Origin of the sequence: Ornithinicoccus hortensis, assembly GCF_006716185.1 — a bacterium.
GTDB classification, from domain to species: domain Bacteria; phylum Actinomycetota; class Actinomycetes; order Actinomycetales; family Dermatophilaceae; genus Ornithinicoccus; species Ornithinicoccus hortensis.
In genome coordinates, this window is record NZ_VFOP01000001.1 from 2,254,477 (window position 1) to 2,273,109 (window position 18,633).

The following is an 18,633-nucleotide window of genomic DNA, read 5'->3' on the forward strand; positions in this document are numbered from 1 at the left end:
AAAGATGATACGCGTCCACTGTGTGGTTCCCGAGATACGGTCGGGAACAGGAACGACCCAAAACTCGATAGAGTTACGGCGGCCATAGCGAGAGGGAAACGCCCGGTCACATACCGAACCCGGAAGCTAAGCCTCTCAGCGCCGATGGTACTGCACTGGAGACGGTGTGGGAGAGTAGGACACCGCCGGACAACCATTCACAAGAGCCCCGTGGGACCAGACACCTGGACCCACGGGGCTACTTGCACCCCCACACCCACCCCACCGAAAGGGGCCTCTGGGTTGGGGCTTCCCGCGGTGGAAGAACCGCTGGCAGAATGGCCCCATGGCCGGCGCGGACTTTGTCCGGGAGCTCCGAGCGGCCCCCTCCGCATGGGGCCTGGCTTTTGGCGGGCTGGCCCTGGTCCTCTCGTTCTCGCCGAGTCTCCTGCCCCGCAGCTGGCCGTTGCAGGGAGCTGCGGCCGGGGTGACTGCCGGCATGGTCTACGGCCTGGCGGTGCTGGTCGCCTGGGGGGTGCGGCATACGGCGCGCATGGTGAACGTGCGCGTCGAGGTCACCTCGGATCCGGACCGCTGGGTCCGCTACGTCGGATTGGCCGTGCTCATCCTGGTGCCCCTGTGGTACTGGGTGTGGGCGGTGCGGGGGCAGGGGAGGACGGCCGAGTTGGTGCAGATGGAGGCGCCGCCGTTCTGGCAGTCCTTCCTGGCCGTGGTGCTGGGGATCCTGATCGCGGGGCTCGGTGTCCTGCTCGGCCGTTCGGCCAGGTGGCTCGCTCGGCGCCTCGCGGCACGCGTGCCCTCCTCGGTGCCTCGCTGGGCGGCGGTGGCTGCCAGCGCGGCGGTCGTGGCGCTGGTCGCGGTGTGGGCGACCAACGCGGTCCTGGTGTCGCGCGTGGCCAACGCGCTCGGGGAGCGGTTCTACGAGGTTAACTCGCAGACCCGTGAGGGCGTCGTCGCGCCGACCGTGCCCGAACGCTCCGGGGGTCCCGGCTCGTTGCTGGGTTGGGACACGTTGGGTCAGGAGGGCCAGGTGTTCGTGACCGGTGGCCCGTCGGCGACGGACATCGAGCAGGTGACCGGCGCGCCGGCCCTCGAGCCGATCCGGGTGTACGGGGGACTTGGTTTCGCGGACTCGTTCGGTGAGGTCGCCGACGGGGTCGTGGCCGAGCTGCACCGCACGGGGGCCTTCGAACGGTCGGTGCTGGTGGTCTACAACACGACCGGCACCGGATGGGTCAACGAGTGGTCGGCGCAGCCGGTGGAGTACCTGACCGGAGGGGACAGCGCGATCGCCGCGATGCAGTATTCCTACCTCCCGAGTCCGTTGGCGCTGATCGCCGACCGGGTACGTCCACCCATGGCGGGCAAGGCCTTCTTCGACCGGATATACGCCGAGTGGGAGACGCTGCCGGAGGAGTCACGGCCCCGGCTCATGGTCGCGGGTGAGTCGCTGGGTTCGTTCGGGGGCCACGGAGCCTTCACGAGCAAGGAGGACATGGTCGAGCGGGTGGACGGAGCGGTGTGGATCGGCACCCCCGCCTTCACCCCGTTGTGGCGGGCGATCACCCGGGACCGGCAGAACGGGTCGCCGGAGGTCGCCCCGGTGGTCGACAACGGGCAACACCTGCGCTTCGTGACGCGGCCGCAGGACCTGGTCGCCGACATCTATGGCCGGCCGCTGGGGGAGTGGGAGGAGCCGCGCATCGCCTACCTGCAGCACGCCTCCGACCCGATCTCGCGGTGGGACACCAGCCTGATCCGGTCCCGCCCGGACTGGATCACCGAACGGGCCGGCACCGATGTGAACAAGGACATCGAGTGGTACCCACTGGTCACCTTCTGGCAGGTGACCACCGACCAGGCCCTGGGGAATGCCACGGCACCCGGCCACGGCCACCTCTACCACCACGACCTCGTGGCGACCTGGGCCGCCGTCCTCGGTGTCGACAAGGTGGACCTGGCGTCCGTGACGAGTGCGGTGCAGCAGGACCGCGATGCCGCGACGAACTGAGTCTGCGCAGGTCACAGCGCTGTAGCCAGCTGCCGGCGGCGTCCGACCCGGCCGATTTTGTACCCGCCGCAAAGTCCTGCTAAAGTAGTCCTTCGCTGCAGGGGTTCGCCCCACAGCAGCGACCGACGCCGGATCGTCACGCGGCCCGAGGCTCACAGCTCGGATTTGCCCGCGGGAGATTAGTTCGGTTACGATAGTCTGGTTGCCCCGATTACTTCGGCCCGGTTGGGTTGTGGTTGTTGGTGTGTGTCCGATTCTTGAGAACTCAACAGCGTGCCAAAAATCAATGCCAATTTATCCTCGTCGTGGGGTGAGTGGTGGCTGACCGTTGTGGTTGGTTGTTGCTTGTCCTGCTTCGAATATCCTTTGGTTGATGAAGATCGAGTCAGTTGACTCGTTCTGCTCAGCTAGTTTCAGCCCTTTGTTGGGTTATGGTTTCAGGCCTGCTTTCGGGTGGGTCCTGTGCTGAACTTTAACGGAGAGTTTGATCCTGGCTCAGGACGAACGCTGGCGGCGTGCTTAACACATGCAAGTCGAACGGTGACCTCGGAGCTTGCTCCGGGTGATCAGTGGCGAACGGGTGAGTAACACGTGAGTAACCTGCCCCTTTCTCTGGGATAACTCCGGGAAACCGGTGCTAATACTGGATACGACCCGAGCGGGCATCCGCATCGGGTGGAAAGTTTTTCGGTAAGGGATGGACTCGCGGCCTATCAGCTTGTTGGTGGGGTAATGGCCCACCAAGGCGACGACGGGTAGCCGGCCTGAGAGGGCGACCGGCCACACTGGGACTGAGACACGGCCCAGACTCCTACGGGAGGCAGCAGTGGGGAATATTGCACAATGGGCGAAAGCCTGATGCAGCGACGCCGCGTGAGGGATGACGGCCTTCGGGTTGTAAACCTCTTTCAGCAGGGAAGAAGCTTTTGTGACGGTACCTGCAGAAGAAGCACCGGCTAACTACGTGCCAGCAGCCGCGGTAATACGTAGGGTGCGAGCGTTGTCCGGAATTATTGGGCGTAAAGAGCTTGTAGGCGGTTTGTCGCGTCTGCTGTGAAAACTCGGGGCTTAACCCCGAGCCTGCAGTGGGTACGGGCAGACTAGAGTATGGTAGGGGAGACTGGAATTCCTGGTGTAGCGGTGGAATGCGCAGATATCAGGAGGAACACCGATGGCGAAGGCAGGTCTCTGGGCCATAACTGACGCTGAGAAGCGAAAGCATGGGTAGCGAACAGGATTAGATACCCTGGTAGTCCATGCCGTAAACGTTGGGCGCTAGGTGTGGGACTCATTCCACGAGTTCCGTGCCGCAGCTAACGCATTAAGCGCCCCGCCTGGGGAGTACGGCCGCAAGGCTAAAACTCAAAGGAATTGACGGGGGCCCGCACAAGCGGCGGAGCATGCGGATTAATTCGATGCAACGCGAAGAACCTTACCAAGGCTTGACATATACCGGAAACACCCAGAGATGGGTGCCCCGCAAGGTCGGTATACAGGTGGTGCATGGTTGTCGTCAGCTCGTGTCGTGAGATGTTGGGTTAAGTCCCGCAACGAGCGCAACCCTCGTTCTATGTTGCCAGCGCGTTATGGCGGGGACTCATAGGAGACTGCCGGGGTCAACTCGGAGGAAGGTGGGGATGACGTCAAATCATCATGCCCCTTACGTCTTGGGCTTCACGCATGCTACAATGGCCAGTACAAAGGGCTGCGAAACCGCGAGGTGGAGCGAATCCCAAAAAACTGGTCTCAGTTCGGATTGGGGTCTGCAACTCGACCCCATGAAGTCGGAGTCGCTAGTAATCGCAGATCAGCAACGCTGCGGTGAATACGTTCCCGGGCCTTGTACACACCGCCCGTCAAGTCACGAAAGTCGGTAACACCCGAAGCCGGTGGCCCAACCCTTGTGGAGGGAGCCGTCGAAGGTGGGACTGGTGATTGGGACTAAGTCGTAACAAGGTAGCCGTACCGGAAGGTGCGGCTGGATCACCTCCTTTCTAAGGAGCATCTGGCCACGAGAGTGGTCCAGGAGGCCTGCCTCGGACGAGTGTTCCGGGGAGGTTGCTCAGGGTGGAACATTGATTAGTTGGCCTGCGCGGTGCGCGGGGTGTGAGTACGACCGGGGTTTCCCGGTGTGGAAAGCAGCTCGGGTACCGGGTGGGCCTGGCACGTTGTTGGGTCCTGAGGACTCGGGCGTTACACGTCTGGTGACCTCATGACCGACCCCGGTTGACGGGGACGGTTGGGCCCTGGTCGAGGTTGAACCGCGACTTCCTGCTTCGGTGGGTGGTCGTAGGCGGCCGGCTGACTGGGGCGCCGCCCGTATGTTGAGAACTACACAGTGGACGCGAGCATCTTTGTGGCTTTAAGTTTTTAAGGGCACACGGTGGATGCCTTGGCACCAGGAACCGAAGAAGGACGTAGGAATCTGCGATAAGCCTCGGGGAGTCGATAACCAGATCATTGATCCGAGGATTTCCGAATGGGGAAACCCGGCTGGATTCATCTCCAGTCACCCTCGCCTGAACACATAGGGCGAGTGGAGGGAACGTGGGGAAGTGAAACATCTCAGTACCCACAGGAAGAGAAAGCAACCGCGATTCCGTGAGTAGTGGCGAGCGAAAGCGGAAGAGGCCAAACCGATCATGTGTGATAGCTGGTAGGCGTTGCATGGTCGGGGTTGTGGGACCTTTTTACTGTCTCTACCAAGACAGTGCGGAGTAAAAAATTCGTGTCATAGACGAAGGGCTTGGAAGGGCCCGGCACAGAGGGTGAGACCCCCGTAGTCGAAATGTCATGAACTCCGTGGAAGTGCTCCCAAGTAGTACGGGGCCCGAGAAATCCCGTACGAATCTGGCAGGACCACCTGCTAAGCCTAAATATTCCCTGGTGACCGATAGCGGACAAGTACCGTGAGGGAAAGGTGAAAAGTACCCCGGGAGGGGAGTGAAATAGATCCTGAAACCGTGTGCCTACAATCCGTCGGAGCCTCCTTGTGGGGTGACGGCGTGCCTTTTGAAGAATGAGCCTGCGAGTTAGTGCTCAGTGGCGAGGTTAACCCGTGTGGGGAAGCCGTAGCGAAAGCGAGTCCGAACAGGGCGATTGAGTCGCTGGGTCTAGACCCGAAGCGGAGTGATCTACCCATGGCCAGGTTGAAGCGCGGGTAAGACCGCGTGGAGGACCGAACCCACTTAGGTTGAAAACTGAGGGGATGAGCTGTGGGTAGGGGTGAAAGGCCAATCAAACTCCGTGATAGCTGGTTCTCCCCGAAATGCATTTAGGTGCAGCGTCATGTGTTTCTTACCGGAGGTAGAGCTACTGGATGGCTAATGGGCCTTACCAGGTTACTGACGTCAGCCAAACTCCGAATGCCGGTAAGTAAGAGCATGGCAGTGAGACTGCGGGCGATAAGGTTCGTAGTCGAGAGGGAAACAGCCCAGATCACCAGCTAAGGTCCCTAAGCGTGTGCTAAGTGGGAAAGGATGTGGAGTTGCTGTGACAACCAGGAGGTTGGCTTAGAAGCAGCCACCCTTTAAAGAGTGCGTAATAGCTCACTGGTCAAGTGATTCCGCGCCGACAATGTAGCGGGGCTCAAGCACACCACCGAAGCTGTGGCATTGACGCATTTGCCTGGCCAGATCCTTGAGGTCTGGTCCAAGCGTGTCGATGGGTAGGGGAGCGTCGTGTGGCGAGAGAAGCGGCGGAGTGATCCAGTCGTGGATGCCACACGAGTGAGAATGCAGGCATGAGTAGCGAATGACGGGTGAGAAACCCGTCCGCCGAATAACCAAGGGTTCCAGGGTCAAGTTAATCTGCCCTGGGTTAGTCGGGACCTAAGGCGAGGCCGACAGGCGTAGTCGATGGACAACCGGTTGATATTCCGGCTTACCGGCGAAGAACCGACCAATACCGAATCATCTGATGCTAAGCGCCTGAAGCGTGTTGATCTCTTCGGAGTGATACTCGTGGAACGCGCGACCCGAGGTTGTAGTAGGTAAGCGATGGAAGGACGCAGGAAGGTAGCCTCCGCGTGGCGATGGTAGTCCACGTCTAAGAGTGCAAGGCGGGGTGTAGGCAAATCCGCACCCCATGTGCCCCAGGCTTGATAGTGACCGCGTATGTGGGAAGAGGGTGATCCTATGCTGCCTAGAAAAGTTCCTAGCGAGGTTCGAGCCGCCCGTACCCTAAACCGACTCAGGTGGTTAGGTAGAGAATACCAAGGCGATCGAGTGAATCGTGGTTAAGGAATTCGGCAAAATACCCCCGTAACTTCGGGAGAAGGGGGGCCCAGAGGGTGACGGCACTTGCTGCCCGAGCCCGAACGGCCGCAGAGACCAGGGAGAAGCGACTGTTTACTAAAAACACAGGTCCGTGCGAAGTTGCAAAACGATGTATACGGACTGACGCCTGCCCGGTGCTGGAACGTTAAGGGGACGGGTTAGCCTTACGGCGAAGCTCTGAACTTAAGCGCCAGTAAACGGCGGTGGTAACTATAACCATCCTAAGGTAGCGAAATTCCTTGTCGGGTAAGTTCCGACCTGCACGAATGGCGTAACGACTTCTCCACTGTCTCAACCACGAACTCGGCGAAATTGCACTACGAGTAAAGATGCTCGTTACGCGCAGCAGGACGGAAAGACCCCGGGACCTTTACTATAGCTTGGTATTGGTGTTCGGTACGGCTTGTGTAGGATAGGTGGGAGACTATGAAGCCGGCACGCCAGTGTCGGTGGAGTCAACGTTGAAATACCACTCTGGTCGTTCTGGATATCTAACCTCGGTCCGTGATCCGGATCAGGGACAGTGCCTGGTGGGTAGTTTAACTGGGGCGGTTGCCTCCCAAAGAGTAACGGAGGCGCCCAAAGGTTCCCTCAGCCTGGTTGGCAATCAGGTTTCGAGTGTAAGTGCACAAGGGAGCTTGACTGTGAGACAGACATGTCGAGCAGAGACGAAAGTCGGGACTAGTGACCCGACGGTGGCTTGTGGAAGCGCCGTCGCTCAACGGATAAAAGGTACCCCGGGGATAACAGGCTGATCCTGCCCAAGAGCTCATATCGACGGCATGGTTTGGCACCTCGATGTCGGCTCGTCGCATCCTGGGGCTGGAGTCGGTCCCAAGGGTTGGGCTGTTCGCCCATTAAAGCGGTACGCGAGCTGGGTTTAGAACGTCGTGAGACAGTTCGGTCCCTATCCGCTGCGCGCGTTGGAAACTTGAGAAGAGCTGACCCTAGTACGAGAGGACCGGGTTGGACGAACCTCTGGTGTGTCAGTTGTCCTGCCAAGGGCACCGCTGATTAGCTACGTTCGGACGTGATAACCGCTGAAAGCATCTAAGCGGGAAGCACACTTCAAGATGAGGTTTCCATGGGGCTCGACCCCGAGAGGCTCCCAGCTAGAACACTGGGTTGATAGGCCGGATGTGGAAGTGCAGTAATGCACGGAGCTGACCGGTACTAATAAGCCGATGACTTAAACAACAAAGATGATACGCGTCCACTGTGTGGTTCCCGAGATACGGTCGGGAACAGGAACGACCCAAAACTCGATAGAGTTACGGCGGCCATAGCGAGAGGGAAACGCCCGGTCACATACCGAACCCGGAAGCTAAGCCTCTCAGCGCCGATGGTACTGCACTGGAGACGGTGTGGGAGAGTAGGACACCGCCGGACAACCATTCACAAGAGCCCCGTGGGACCAGACACCTGGACCCACGGGGCTACTTGCACCCCCACACCCACCCCACAGCACCCCGAAGCACGGGTTAGAGTTGTGCGTCCGCGCCAGGTCGGGTGTTCTTCGGGCCGCCCGTGTCACAGGGCGTTGGATCATATAGCTACACAGGAGGCGTTGTGTCCGAGCGTGACGATGAGCAGAAGCCGGCCGAGGGGCGCGGCTCCGGTCGGCGTGAGGACGGACGGCCATCCGGCCGGGGAGGCTCGGGGCAACGTCGCGGTGAGGGTGGTCGGGAGTTCCGGTCGGGGCCGCGTCGTGGTGCCGGGGGTTCGGACGGACGGGGGCGTCAGGGCGGGCGCGGTCGGGATGACCGTGGCCGGAGTGAGCGGGACGGGCGCCCGTACCGGGACGACGGGGGTCAGCGATCGCGTCAGGACGAGCGCCGTGGGAGCCGCTACCGTGACGAACGGGGTGGGCGACCCGAGCGTGAGGACCGCGGTGGACGTCCTTACCGTGAGGACCGCGGTGGACGTCCTTACCGTGAGGACCGCGGTGGACGTCCTTACCGTGAGGACCGCGGTGGACCGCGTGGCCCCCGCGACGACCGTGGTGAGGGACGCCGTGAGGGACGTCCGGGTGGGGCGGAGCGCCGCCCCCCGAGGACGCCGGAGCCTGAGATCCCCGAGGGCGTGGATACTTCCCAGCTGGACCGTGCCGTCTGGCAGGAACTGCGAACCCTGAGCAAGGACAACGCCGCTGGCGTCGCCGAGCATCTGGTCGCGGCCGGGCTCGCCATGGGCGAGGGGGACCTGGACCGGGCCCTGGCACACGCCAAGACGGCGTCGCGCCGTGCCGGGCGGGTCGCCTCCGTCCGTGAGGCGCTGGGCGTCGTGCACTACCGCAGGGGCGAGTGGTCCAACGCGCTGGCCGAGTTCCGCACGGCCCGCAGGCTCTCCGGGAGCAACCACCTGCTGCCCCAGATGGCGGACGTGGAACGCGGGCTCGGGCGTCCGGAACGTGCGCTGGAGCTGGCTGCCGGGCCCGAGGCGGAGTCGCTGACTCGTGCCGACCGGGTCGAGTTGGCCATCGTGGTCTCAGGTGCGCGCAGGGACCTGGGGCAGCACGAGGCCGGGGCAGCAACGCTCCGCGACCTGGCGCGCAGCACCCGACCGTCCCAGCCCTGGGCTGCGCGGCTCTTCTACGCCTACGCCGAGGCGCTGCTGGGCCTCGGTCAGGACGACGAGGCTCGGGAGTGGTTCGATCGGGCCCTGGCGGCGGACGCGGCGGACGAAACCGATGCCGCGGAGCGCCTCGCCGAGCTCGACGGGGTCGCCTTCACCGACCTCGAGGAGGAGGCGGACCTCGAAGACCAGGCAGGTCTCGAGCGCCAAGCAGACCTCGAGGGGCAGGCGGACCCAGAAGTTCAAGGTGAGGTTGAGGTCGAGGTCGTCGACGGCGCCGAGGACCCGCGGTGACCCAGGGGACCTCCGGGAGTCGTCCCGGGCCGTACCGGGCGATCATCTGCGACCTCGATGGTGTGGTCTACCGCGGCGGTATGGCCTGCCCGGGCGCAGTCGAAGGGCTCACCGCGGCCCGGGCGGCCGGGATCCGGGTGCTGTACCTGACCAACAACGCCGGGCACCGGCCCGAAGAGGTGGAGGAGCGGCTGCGGGGGCTCGGGCTGCCCGTCGCGTCCGGCGAGGTGATCACCAGCTCCATGGTCGCTGCGGCGCACGTGGCGACCCTGACCCCTCCTCGTGAGGACGCCGTGACCCTCGCCGTGGGCGGACCCGGAGTGCGGCTGTGCCTGGAGCGCGCCGGGGTCAGGACCGTGAGCCCGGCCGACCTCAGCGACGGTGACGGTCCGCCGGTGTGGGCCGTGGTCCAGGGGTACGGGGCCCAGCTGACTGTGTCCGACCTCAACGAGGCCGCCTACGCCATCCACGACGGTGCCCTGTGGGTGGCGACCAATGCGGACAGCACGCTGCCCACCGAACGGGGCCTCGCCCCCGGCAACGGCTCGATGCTCGCAGCCGTCGGACACGGCACGGGACGCACGCCCGACCTGGTGGTCGGCAAGCCGGAGCGGCCCGCCTTCCAACGCTGCCTCGAGGTGTTGGGCCTGGCGCCCGAGGAGGTCCTGACGATCGGCGACCGGTTGGACACCGACATCGCCGGCGCCCGCGCCGTGGGGATCCCCACCGCCCTGGTGCTGACCGGGGTGCACGACCGGGACGACGTCGAGGCGGCCGCGCCGGAGCGCTGTCCCGACATCATCGTCGACACCATCCCCGACCTCGGACTGGTCGCCGGCGGGTGACGCGGGAGCCGGCCGGGTGAGGTTGCGGGGCGGTGCCTCGGGTGCTGTGCGGGGCGGCGATCGCGGGGAGTGCCGGGGCGTCTGCGGGGTGCGCGGGGCCGGACCCGGTAGCGTGGTGCCGATGACCGAGAACGCCCGCCCCAGCACCGGTGACCCCGTCGTGGACGAGGCCATGGCCGAGTTCGACGAGCACGCCGGGGGCTCCCTCCAGGACCGGGTCGCCGCCGCCACGGAGGCGCACCGGCGGCTGCAGCAGCGTCTCGCCGACCCGGGAACCGGTGGCTGAGGGCACGCGTCTGGACCGGGTGCTCGTCGACGCCGGCCTGGCGCGCTCCCGGGGGCAGGCCCAGGACCTCGTGCGGTCCGGCCGGGTGAGCGTGGACGGCAGGACCGTGCAGAAGTCCTCGTCCCCCGTGCCGGACGGGGCGGACGTCCGGGTGGACCGTCCCGAACTCGACTGGGTGGGTCGGGGCGCGGAGAAGTTGCGGCACGCACTGGCCGAGTGGGGCGACCTCGGGCTGGCCGTGGCAGGTCGCCGGTGCCTGGACGTGGGCGCCTCCACCGGCGGCTTCACCCAGGTGCTGTTGCGCGCGGGGGCGGCCCACGTGACTGCCCTCGACGTCGGGCACGGCCAGCTGGCGGCGGAGGTCGCCACGGACCCGCGGGTCCGGGACCTGCCCGGCACCAACATCCGCCGGGTGGGGCCGACCGACCTGGGGCCTGCGTTCGACCTCGTGGTCGCAGACCTGTCGTTCATCTCGCTGACCACCGTGCTGCCGGCCATGGCGGGGGTGCTGGGCCCGACGGGCGACCTGGTGGTGCTGGTCAAACCACAGTTCGAGGTGGGCAGGCAGCGGCTCGGCAAGGGCGGGTTGGTCCGTCGGCCCGCCGACCGCGCGACCGCGATCCGGGGAGTGGTCGAGGCCGCGGCCCGGGAGGGGTTGGGGGTGCGGGCACTAGCCCGCTCCGCGGTGGTCGGCACCCACGGGAACGTGGAGTACCTGCTGTGGCTGTCCGCCGACGGACCCGGCATGATGAAGCCGCCGGAGATCACCGGCCGGATCGAGCAGCTGACCGGGGAGGAGACCGCATGACACGCCGTGTGCTGATGCTCACGCACCCGCAGCGGCCGGAGGTCGTGCCACTCGCCCGGGAGGTCACCGCGCTGCTGCGGGAGCACGACATCGCGGTCAGCACCATCGAGGAGAGCGCCGGGACGGTGAGCGCCGACTGGGTGCCGCCGGAGGCCGAACTCGCCCGGGACGCCGAACTGGTCGTCGTGCTGGGTGGCGACGGCACCATCCTGCGCGGTGCCGAGGTGGCCCGGGACGCGGGCACCCCGCTCCTGGGGGTGAACCTGGGGCGGGTCGGCTTCCTCGCCGAGGCCGAGCGCGAGGAGGTTACGGAGGTCGTCGACCGGATCGTGGCCCGGGACTACACGGTCGAGGAGCGGATGACCCTCGAGGTCGACGTCTACCAGGACGGGGAGAAGGTCGCGCACAGCTGGGCCCTCAACGAGGCCAGCGTGGAGAAGTCCGCCCGGGAGAAGATGCTCGAGCTCACCGTCGAGATCGACGGCCGCCCGCTGTCCACCTGGGGGTGCGACGGGGTGGTGATGGCCACGCCGACCGGCTCCACGGCATACGCCTTCTCCGGCGGGGGCCCGATCGTGTGGCCCGACGTCGCCGCGCTGCTCGTGGTGCCGATCTCGGCCCATGCCCTCTTCTCGCGGCCGCTGGTGCTCGGTCCGGAGACCCGCCTGGCGGTCGACGTCGAGGCGCACGCCGGGGTGACCGGGGTGATGTGGTGCGACGGCCGCCGCGCGATCGACCTGCCGCCGGGGGCGCGGATCGAGGTGCGGCGCAGCGAACTCCCGGTCCGGCTGGCCCGGCTGACCAGCTCGCCGTTCACCGACCGGCTGGTGGCCAAGTTCCAGTTGCCCGTCCAGGGGTGGCGCGGCCGCCCTGACGGTGCCGGCTCCTAGGCTGCCCCCGTGCTCAGCCGGATCCGCATCCAACGGCTCGGCGTCATCGAGGACGCCGAGCTCGACCTGTCGCCCGGGCTCAACGTGATCACCGGTGAGACCGGCGCCGGCAAGACCATGGTGGTCTCCGGGCTCGGCCTGCTGCTGGGGGCGCGCGCCGACTCGGGCATGGTCCGCAGCGGCGTCGGCTCCGCGGTCGTCGAGGGCGAGGTCGACCTGCCGGCCGGGCACCCCGCGCTGGAACGGGCCGAGAGCGCCGGCGGTGAGGTCGACGACGGCCTGATCCTGGTCCGCGCCGTCAGCGCGGAGGGTCGCTCGCGGGCGCACGTCGGGGGTCGCTCGGCGCCGGTGGGGGTGCTCACCGAGATCGGCGAGCTGCTGGTCGCCGTCCACGGACAGGCCGACCAGTGGCGGCTGCGGCGCCCTGAGCAGCACCGCGTCCTGCTGGACACCTTCGGCGGGGAGGCGGTCACCGCCGCGCGCACGGCATACGAGCAGGTGTATGACGAGTGGCTGGGTGCGCAGGAGACCCTCGCCACCCTGCGGAGCGCGCGGGTGGAACGCACCCGCGAGGCGGAGATGCTGCGCAGCGCGCTGGGGGAGATCGAGGCCGTCGACCCGCAACCGGGTGAGGAGGAGGACCTGCTCCTGGAGGAGGAGCGGCTCGGCCACGCCGACGGGTTGCGCCGGGCCGCGGAGGAGGCGCGGGCCGTCCTCGCGGACGAGGACGGTGAGGGATACACCCCGGTGGTCGACCTGCTCGGCACTGTCACGCCCGGCCTGACCCAGAGCGGCGAGCACGACCCCGCGCTCGCCGAGCTCGCCCGCCGGACCGCGGAACTGGGCTACCTGGCCTCGGACCTGGCCTCCGACCTCGCCTCCTACGCAGCGGGCGTGGAGACCGACCCGCAGCGGCTGGCCGCCGTGCAGGAGCGGCGTGCCGCGCTGACCGGCCTGTTGCGACGCTACGGCGCCACCACCGGCGATGTCCTGGCCTGGGCACAGGAGTCCGCGGCCCGGTTGACCGACCTGGACTCCTCGGACGAGCGGATCGTCGAGCTGACCGAGCAGGTCGCCCGGCTCCGCGCGGACCTGGCCGAGCGGGGTGCCGAGCTGACCGAGCTGCGGACCCGGGCGGCGCAGGACCTCGGCGAGCAGGTGACCGCCGAACTGGCCCACCTGGCGATGGGCTCGGCCCAGGTGGTGGTGGCCGTGGGCAGCACCGACGACGAGGAGGGGCTGGCGCTGCCCGGGCGGGAGGCCCCCGTGCGGGTCCGCCGCCACGGGCTGGACGACGTCGAGATCCGGCTGGCCGCCAACCCGGGCGTGGCTCCGCGCAGCGTGACGAAGGCGGCCTCGGGGGGCGAGCTGTCCCGGGTGATGCTCGCCCTGGAGGTGGTCAGCGCGCAGGGGGACGTCCCGACCTACGTCTTCGACGAGGTGGACGCCGGGGTCGGGGGTGCGGCGGCGCTGGACCTGGGGGCGCGGCTGGCCGCGCTCGCGCGGCACGCCCAGGTCATCGTGGTGACCCACCTCGGGCAGGTCGCGGCCTACGCCGACCAGCACCTGGTGGTGCGCAAGAGCTCGGACGGACAGGTCACCTCCACCGGGGTGCACGCGGTGCGGGGCGAGGAGCGGGTGGCCGAGGTCGCCCGCATGCTGGGGGGCGACAGCGAGTCGCGGGCCGCCCTGCAGCACGCGGCGGAACTGCTCGCGGAGCACGCCGCGCAGCGCGCCGGGGACTGACCGGCGCGGATCGGCCGCACGCGTCTGGCACGATGGGCGATCATGACCTTGTCCAGACGGCCGGCGCACCGGGACGTCCCGGAGACAGCCCCCGTCGCCGGGCCCATCCGGGTCGATCCGCGGACCAAGAACCTCACCAAGCGGCTCACCGCTGGGGACATCGCCGTGATCAACCACGAGGACCTGGACCAGGTCAGCGCCCAGGCGCTCGTGGCCTGCCGGCCCAGCGCGGTTGTCAACGCCGCCGCCTCGATCAGCGGGGCATACCCCAACCTCGGCCCGCAGATCCTGCTCGAGGCGGGCATCCCCCTCCTGGACCGCGCCGGCGAGGCCCTGATGACCCAGGTGACCGAGGGGGTGGACGGTTCGGTCGTCGGCAACGAGGTGGTCGTCGACGGGGTCGTCCTGGCCGAGGGCACCCGGCTCGACATGCCCACGGTGCTGGAGGCCATGGAGGCCGCCCGCGGCAACGTCTCGCAGCAGATCTCCTCCTTCGCCCGCAACACGATGGAGTACGTCAAGAACGAGCAGGACCTCCTGCTGGACGGCATCGACCTCCCGGAGCTGCGCACCCCGATGGAGGGTCGTTATGCCCTCGTCGTCGTCCGGGGCTACCACTACAAGGAGGACCTGCAGACGCTGCGCCCGTTCATCCGGGAGGCCAAACCGGTCCTCATCGGGGTCGACGGCGGCGCGGACGCCCTGGTGGAGCTGGGCTACCGGCCGGACCTGATCGTCGGCGACATGGACTCGGTGAGCGACGCGACGCTGGTCTCCGGCGCGGAGGTCGTGGTGCACGCCTACCGTGACGGGCGGGCCCCGGGACTGGACCGGGTGGAGTCGCTGGGGGTGGAGGACCCCATCGTGCTGGCGGCGACCGGGACCAGCGAGGACGTGGCGATGCTGCTCGCGGACGGGCTCGGCTGCGAACTGATCGTCGCGGTCGGGACCCACGCCACCCTGATCGAGTTCCTGGACAAGGGACGCCAGGGCATGGCCAGCACCTTCCTGACCCGGTTGCGGGTCGGGGGCAAGCTGGTGGACGCCAAGGGGGTGAGCCTGCTCTACCGCTCCCGGATCTCCGGGGCTGCCCTGGTCTGGCTGCTCATCGCCGGGCTGCTGGCGGTCGTGGCGGCCCTGGCGGCGACCCCGGGGGGTCGCACCCTGTACCAGGTGCTGGCCGTCCGGTGGGATGATTTCTGGGCCTTCGTCGGGGGGATCTTCGGTTGATCGACTTTCGCTATCACATCGTCTCGCTGGTCGCGGTCTTCCTGGCCCTCGCGGTCGGCATCGTGCTCGGTGCCGGGCCGCTGCGGGAGGAGCTCGGCACCACCCTGGAGGGCCAGGTCTCCGAGCTGCGGGACGAGCGGGCGCTGCTGCGCGCCGAGCTGGACGACACCAAGGCCCGGGACCAGCTCAAGGACGGCATGGTCGCGATCCTGACGCCCGCCGCCACCGCGGACCGGCTCACCGACACCCGGATCGGCATCGTGATGCTGCCCGGGGCGGACCGCAACATGCTGGGCTCGGTCAACGACTCGGTGGTCCGGTCCGGGGGCGAGGTGGTCTCCACCACCTGGTTTCGCAACGAGGCCGAGGACCCGGAGCAGGCAGCGACCCGGCACGAGGCGGCCGTCGAGCTCGCCGGCCTGGTCGACGACCCGGAGCCGCACGAGGGGAGCGAGCCCACCCTGGGCACCGTGCTGGCCGCCGTCCTCGCCGGCGCCGACGAACCCGGCCAGGTGGGGCAGTGGCCGATCGCCGAGCAGCGCCTGGAGGAACTGAACTTCATCGAGGTGGACCGGGACGCCGACGTCTCCAACGAGGCGGTGCCAGGCACCCCGGACCTGCGGGCCCCCGACGCGCTGGTCGTGGTCAGCGGTGGCCTGAGCCAGGCCGCCGTGGAGTCCGACGAGAAGGGCCCCGCGCAACTGACCGCCCGAATGGACCTGGTGGCGGCCCTGGGCGCCGTGGACCTGCCCACCGTGGTCGTGGGCTACGGCACCGAGTCCTTCCACGACCCGGACGACCTGGCCGCCGATGCCCTGATCCAAGAGATCCGCAAGGAGGGCTCCGTCGCGGACCTGGTCTCGACCGTGGACAACGGGGAGTCCGCCACCGGCCAGGCCGCCTTGGTGCTGTCCGTCGGGCAGGCGCTGAAGGGGGAGGTCGGCCAGTGGGGGGTCGGCGCCGGGGCCGAGGGCGTGGGTCCGCCCGTGCCGGCGGCCCGGAGCACCGACGACGGCGCGCCGACCGGCCCGGTCATCTACCCACCGGTGGAGACCGACCCGCCGATCGGGACCGACGGCCCGGACGAGACCGGGGCGACCACGGGGTCCGATGCGCCGGTGGGCGGTGGGTCCCTGGGCGATTCCGCGACCGCCACGGCGACACCGTGAGTCGGTCGCCAGCTCCCCGCGCGCGGGTGCGGGACGGGCTGCTGCTCCTCACCGCCGCGGCCGGCACGTCGGTGCTCTGGCACCGGCTCCGCACCGGTGTGGTGCCGGGCGGGCGGGCGCGGTGGGCCCGGACCAACCACGCCGGTGACGAGGTCACCCTGCTGGAGGGGGTGGCCCTCGTGGCAGGAGCCACCGGGACGGCCGTGCTGGCCGGACCCGTCGCGGGGCTGGGTGCCGCGCGCACCACGGCCATGCTCGTGACCGGGGTCGGCGCGGGCTGGGTCGGCGCCGTCGACGACCTGCGGCAGGACACCGACCGCAAGGGACTGGCCGGGCACCTCGGGGCGCTCGCCCGGGGACACGTGACGACCGGCTCGCTGAAGATCCTCGTCCTCGCCGGGACGGGCCTGGTGGGGGCCGCCCTGGTGGACCATGCGGCGGCGAGCGGGCGGGGCCGGACCCGCGGCGCCCTGGGGACCCTCGTGGGTGGCGCGGTCGTGGCCGGCGCTGCGAACTTGGCCAACCTATTCGACCTGCGGCCGGGACGGGCCCTCAAGGTCGGCCTGCTGTCCGCCACGCCCCTCGTGGCGACCGGTCCCGGCGCGCCGGGCGCGGCCGTGGTGGCGGGAACGGCAGCGGCCCTGCTGCCGGACGACCTGGCCGGCCGCAGCATGCTCGGCGACACCGGGGCCAACCCGCTCGGTGCGCTGGTCGGCCTCGCCGTCGTCGATCGCTGGCAGGGCCGCGGCCGGCTGCTCGCGCTGGCCCTGATCACCGGCCTGACGCTGGCCTCGGAGAAGGTCAGCTTCACCGCGGTGATCGAGTCCACACCGGGGCTGCGTGAGCTCGACGCGCTGGGGCGTCCCCGCCGGTGAACGCGCCCAGCGCCCGACTGGCGGCCGGGAGCCTGCTGGCCGGCGCCGGGATCATCGCGGCCACCACCCTCCTGTCGCGGGTGGTCGGACTGGGCCGGTGGTTCGTCTTCTCCCACTCCGTGGGGGCGACCTGCGTGGGGCAGATCTACGGCACCGCCAACCAGGTGCCGAACGTGCTCTACGAGGTCGCCGCCGGGGGAGCGCTCGCCGCGGTCGCGGTGCCGCTGGTGGCGGGCCACCTCAACCGGGGCGACGAGGGGGCCGCGGACCGCACCGCCTCCGCGTTGCTCAGCTGGGCCCTCACCCTGCTGCTCCCGCTCACCGTCCTGGTTACCCTCCTGGCCGAACCCATCGCGGGCGCGTTGCTCGGCGAGCAGGCCTGTGGGCAGCCCTCGGCCACCCGCACGGGGGCCCTGATGCTGGCCGTGTTCGCACCGCAGATCGCCCTCTACGGCATCGGGATCGTGCTGACCGGCGTGCTGCAGGCACACCGCCGCTTCCTCGCCGCCGCGCTCGCACCGCTGCTCTCGAGCATCGTGGTGATCGGCGCCTACCTCGCCTACGGCGCCCTGCGGGGCGAGGGGCCTGCTCCGGAGGATGCCGGGCGGGAGGCCATCCTGGTGCTGGCCTGGGGTACGACCGCGGGGGTGGTCGCGCTGAGCCTGCCGCTGTTCGTCCCGGTCCTGCGCGCCGGGGTGCGGCTCCGCCCGACCTGGCGGTTCCCCGCGGGCACCGGCAGCCGCGCCGGGGCACTGGCCGTCGCCGGGCTGGTCGCCGTCGGCGCCCAGCAGGTGTGCGTCCTGGCGACGGTCTGGCTGGCCAACCGCTCCGACGCCGTCGGGGTGGTCAACATCTACACCTACGTGCAGACGGTCTACCTGCTGCCGTATGCGGTCCTGGCCGTCCCGCTGGCGACCGCCGCATTCCCGCGGCTCACCGACCCGGGGGAGGCCTCCGGCACGCTCCGGAGGACGGCCCAGGCCGTGCTCGCCACCGGCGTCGTGGCTGCCGTGGCCCTGGCCGCCGTGCGCCGGGAGGTCGGGACGGTGTTCCTGACCCTGGACGCCGGTTCCGCCGGAGGTGGTCGGGGGTCCCTGGAGGCGCTGCCCGTCGGCCTGGCCGCCTACGCCCCGGGCCTGGCCGGATTCGGCCTGGCCGCGCTGTTGACCAGGGCGCTGTATGCCCACGGCAGCGCGCGGGGAGCCGCCGTCTCGGTGGCGCTCGGCTGGCTCGTCGCCGCCGTCGTCCCGATCGCCCTCCTGGTTCCGGTCGGGGCACCCTCGGCGTCCCAGACGCTGGTGGCCCTCGGCCTCGCCAGCGCCGCGGGCATGACCCTCACGGCACTCCTCCAGGCCCGGCTGGTCCGGCGGGACTGGGGCGAGCAGGTCCTGACCGGCAGCCTGCGGCTGGCCCTGGTGGCGCTGCTCGGTGCGGCGGCGGTGCTCGTGGCGCGGGAGGCGCTGGCCCAGGTCTGGCAGCCGGGAGGACCGTGGACGGCGATCCTGTCCGGCGGGGTGACCGGCTCCGCGGCGCTCGCCGCAGGCCTGGCGGGCGTGCGAGTAGTTGAGCCAGAAGCCTTTTCCAGGATCCGACAGGGCATCACCAAGCGGGGTAGGACAGACTGATCC

At 68.5% G+C, this 18,633-nt stretch carries 11 protein-coding genes and 4 rRNA genes; all 15 read left to right on the forward strand.

The window, feature by feature from the left end:
* The first annotated feature begins 74 nt into the window (after nt 1-74).
* The 15 genes from rrf (FB467_RS10505) to murJ all read left to right on the forward strand — a co-directional run bounded on the left by rrf (FB467_RS10505) (nt 75) and on the right by murJ (nt 18,630).
* Nucleotides 75-191: ribosomal RNA gene (rrf, locus tag FB467_RS10505) — 5S ribosomal RNA — on the forward strand.
* 134 nt (nt 192-325) lie between these two features.
* Nucleotides 326-2,011, forward strand: coding sequence for an alpha/beta hydrolase (locus FB467_RS10510; protein ID WP_141785049.1), 1,686 nt, complete (start codon nt 326-328; stop codon nt 2,009-2,011).
* A 472-nt stretch (nt 2,012-2,483) separates the two neighbouring features.
* Nucleotides 2,484-4,005 (forward strand): 16S ribosomal RNA (locus FB467_RS10515).
* Between the two features lie 366 nt (nt 4,006-4,371).
* A 23S ribosomal RNA gene (locus FB467_RS10520) occupies nt 4,372-7,485 on the forward strand.
* Between the two features lie 75 nt (nt 7,486-7,560).
* Nucleotides 7,561-7,677, forward strand: a 5S ribosomal RNA gene (gene rrf / locus FB467_RS10525).
* The 16S, 23S and 5S rRNA genes sit together here, the layout of an rRNA operon.
* A 693-nt stretch (nt 7,678-8,370) precedes the next feature.
* Nucleotides 8,371-9,156 carry a tetratricopeptide repeat protein gene (locus FB467_RS10530; protein WP_141785050.1) on the forward strand — a complete coding sequence of 262 codons (786 nt, stop codon included), beginning with the start codon at nt 8,371-8,373 and terminating at the stop codon, nt 9,154-9,156.
* On the forward strand, nt 9,153-10,001 hold the full coding sequence (locus FB467_RS10535; protein ID WP_228393405.1) for an HAD-IIA family hydrolase: 849 nt from the start codon (nt 9,153-9,155) through the stop codon (nt 9,999-10,001). The genes FB467_RS10530 and FB467_RS10535 overlap by 4 nt, the downstream gene beginning before the upstream one ends.
* 121 nt (nt 10,002-10,122) lie before the next feature.
* Nucleotides 10,123-10,287 carry a hypothetical protein gene (locus FB467_RS18485; protein WP_153390348.1) on the forward strand — a complete coding sequence of 55 codons (165 nt, stop codon included), beginning with the start codon at nt 10,123-10,125 and terminating at the stop codon, nt 10,285-10,287.
* Nucleotides 10,280-11,095 (forward strand): TlyA family RNA methyltransferase, encoded by an 816-nt coding sequence (locus FB467_RS10540; RefSeq protein WP_141785051.1) that lies wholly within the window; start codon nt 10,280-10,282, stop codon nt 11,093-11,095. Before FB467_RS18485 ends, FB467_RS10540 begins: the two co-directional genes overlap by 8 nt.
* Complete coding sequence (locus FB467_RS10545) at nt 11,092-11,985, forward strand: NAD kinase (RefSeq protein ID WP_141785052.1); 894 nt, start codon at nt 11,092-11,094, stop codon at nt 11,983-11,985. The genes FB467_RS10540 and FB467_RS10545 overlap by 4 nt, the downstream gene beginning before the upstream one ends.
* A 9-nt stretch (nt 11,986-11,994) precedes the next feature.
* The gene (gene recN / locus FB467_RS10550; RefSeq protein ID WP_141785053.1) at nt 11,995-13,731 is read left to right on the forward strand and encodes a DNA repair protein RecN; all 1,737 of its coding nucleotides are present in this window, start codon (nt 11,995-11,997) and stop codon (nt 13,729-13,731) included.
* 42 nt (nt 13,732-13,773) lie between these two features.
* A complete protein-coding gene (gene steA / locus FB467_RS10555; protein WP_141785054.1) occupies nt 13,774-14,961 on the forward strand; it encodes a putative cytokinetic ring protein SteA in 1,188 nt (395 codons plus the stop codon).
* A complete protein-coding gene (locus FB467_RS10560) occupies nt 14,958-16,130 on the forward strand; it encodes a copper transporter (protein WP_170230664.1) in 1,173 nt (390 codons plus the stop codon). Before steA ends, FB467_RS10560 begins: the two co-directional genes overlap by 4 nt.
* Nucleotides 16,127-17,005: a hypothetical protein gene (locus FB467_RS10565; protein WP_141785056.1), complete on the forward strand. Its 879-nt coding sequence runs from the start codon at nt 16,127-16,129 to the stop codon at nt 17,003-17,005. The genes FB467_RS10560 and FB467_RS10565 overlap by 4 nt, the downstream gene beginning before the upstream one ends.
* Entirely contained in the window at nt 17,002-18,630 is a 1,629-nt protein-coding gene (gene murJ / locus FB467_RS10570) for a murein biosynthesis integral membrane protein MurJ (protein ID WP_141785057.1), read from the forward strand. Before FB467_RS10565 ends, murJ begins: the two co-directional genes overlap by 4 nt.
* Nucleotides 18,631-18,633: the final 3 nt, after the last annotated feature.

Excerpts from the sequence above, each read along its gene's own strand:
- FB467_RS18485 (WP_153390348.1), top strand. The coding sequence starts at position 10,123 with ATGACCGAGAACGCCCGCCCCAGCACCGGTGACCCCGTCGTGGACGAG.
- FB467_RS10510 (WP_141785049.1), top strand. The coding sequence starts at position 326 with ATGGCCGGCGCGGACTTTGTCCGGGAGCTCCGAGCGGCCCCCTCCGCA.
- steA (WP_141785054.1), top strand. The coding sequence starts at position 13,774 with ATGACCTTGTCCAGACGGCCGGCGCACCGGGACGTCCCGGAGACAGCC.
- FB467_RS10545 (WP_141785052.1), top strand. The coding sequence starts at position 11,092 with ATGACACGCCGTGTGCTGATGCTCACGCACCCGCAGCGGCCGGAGGTC.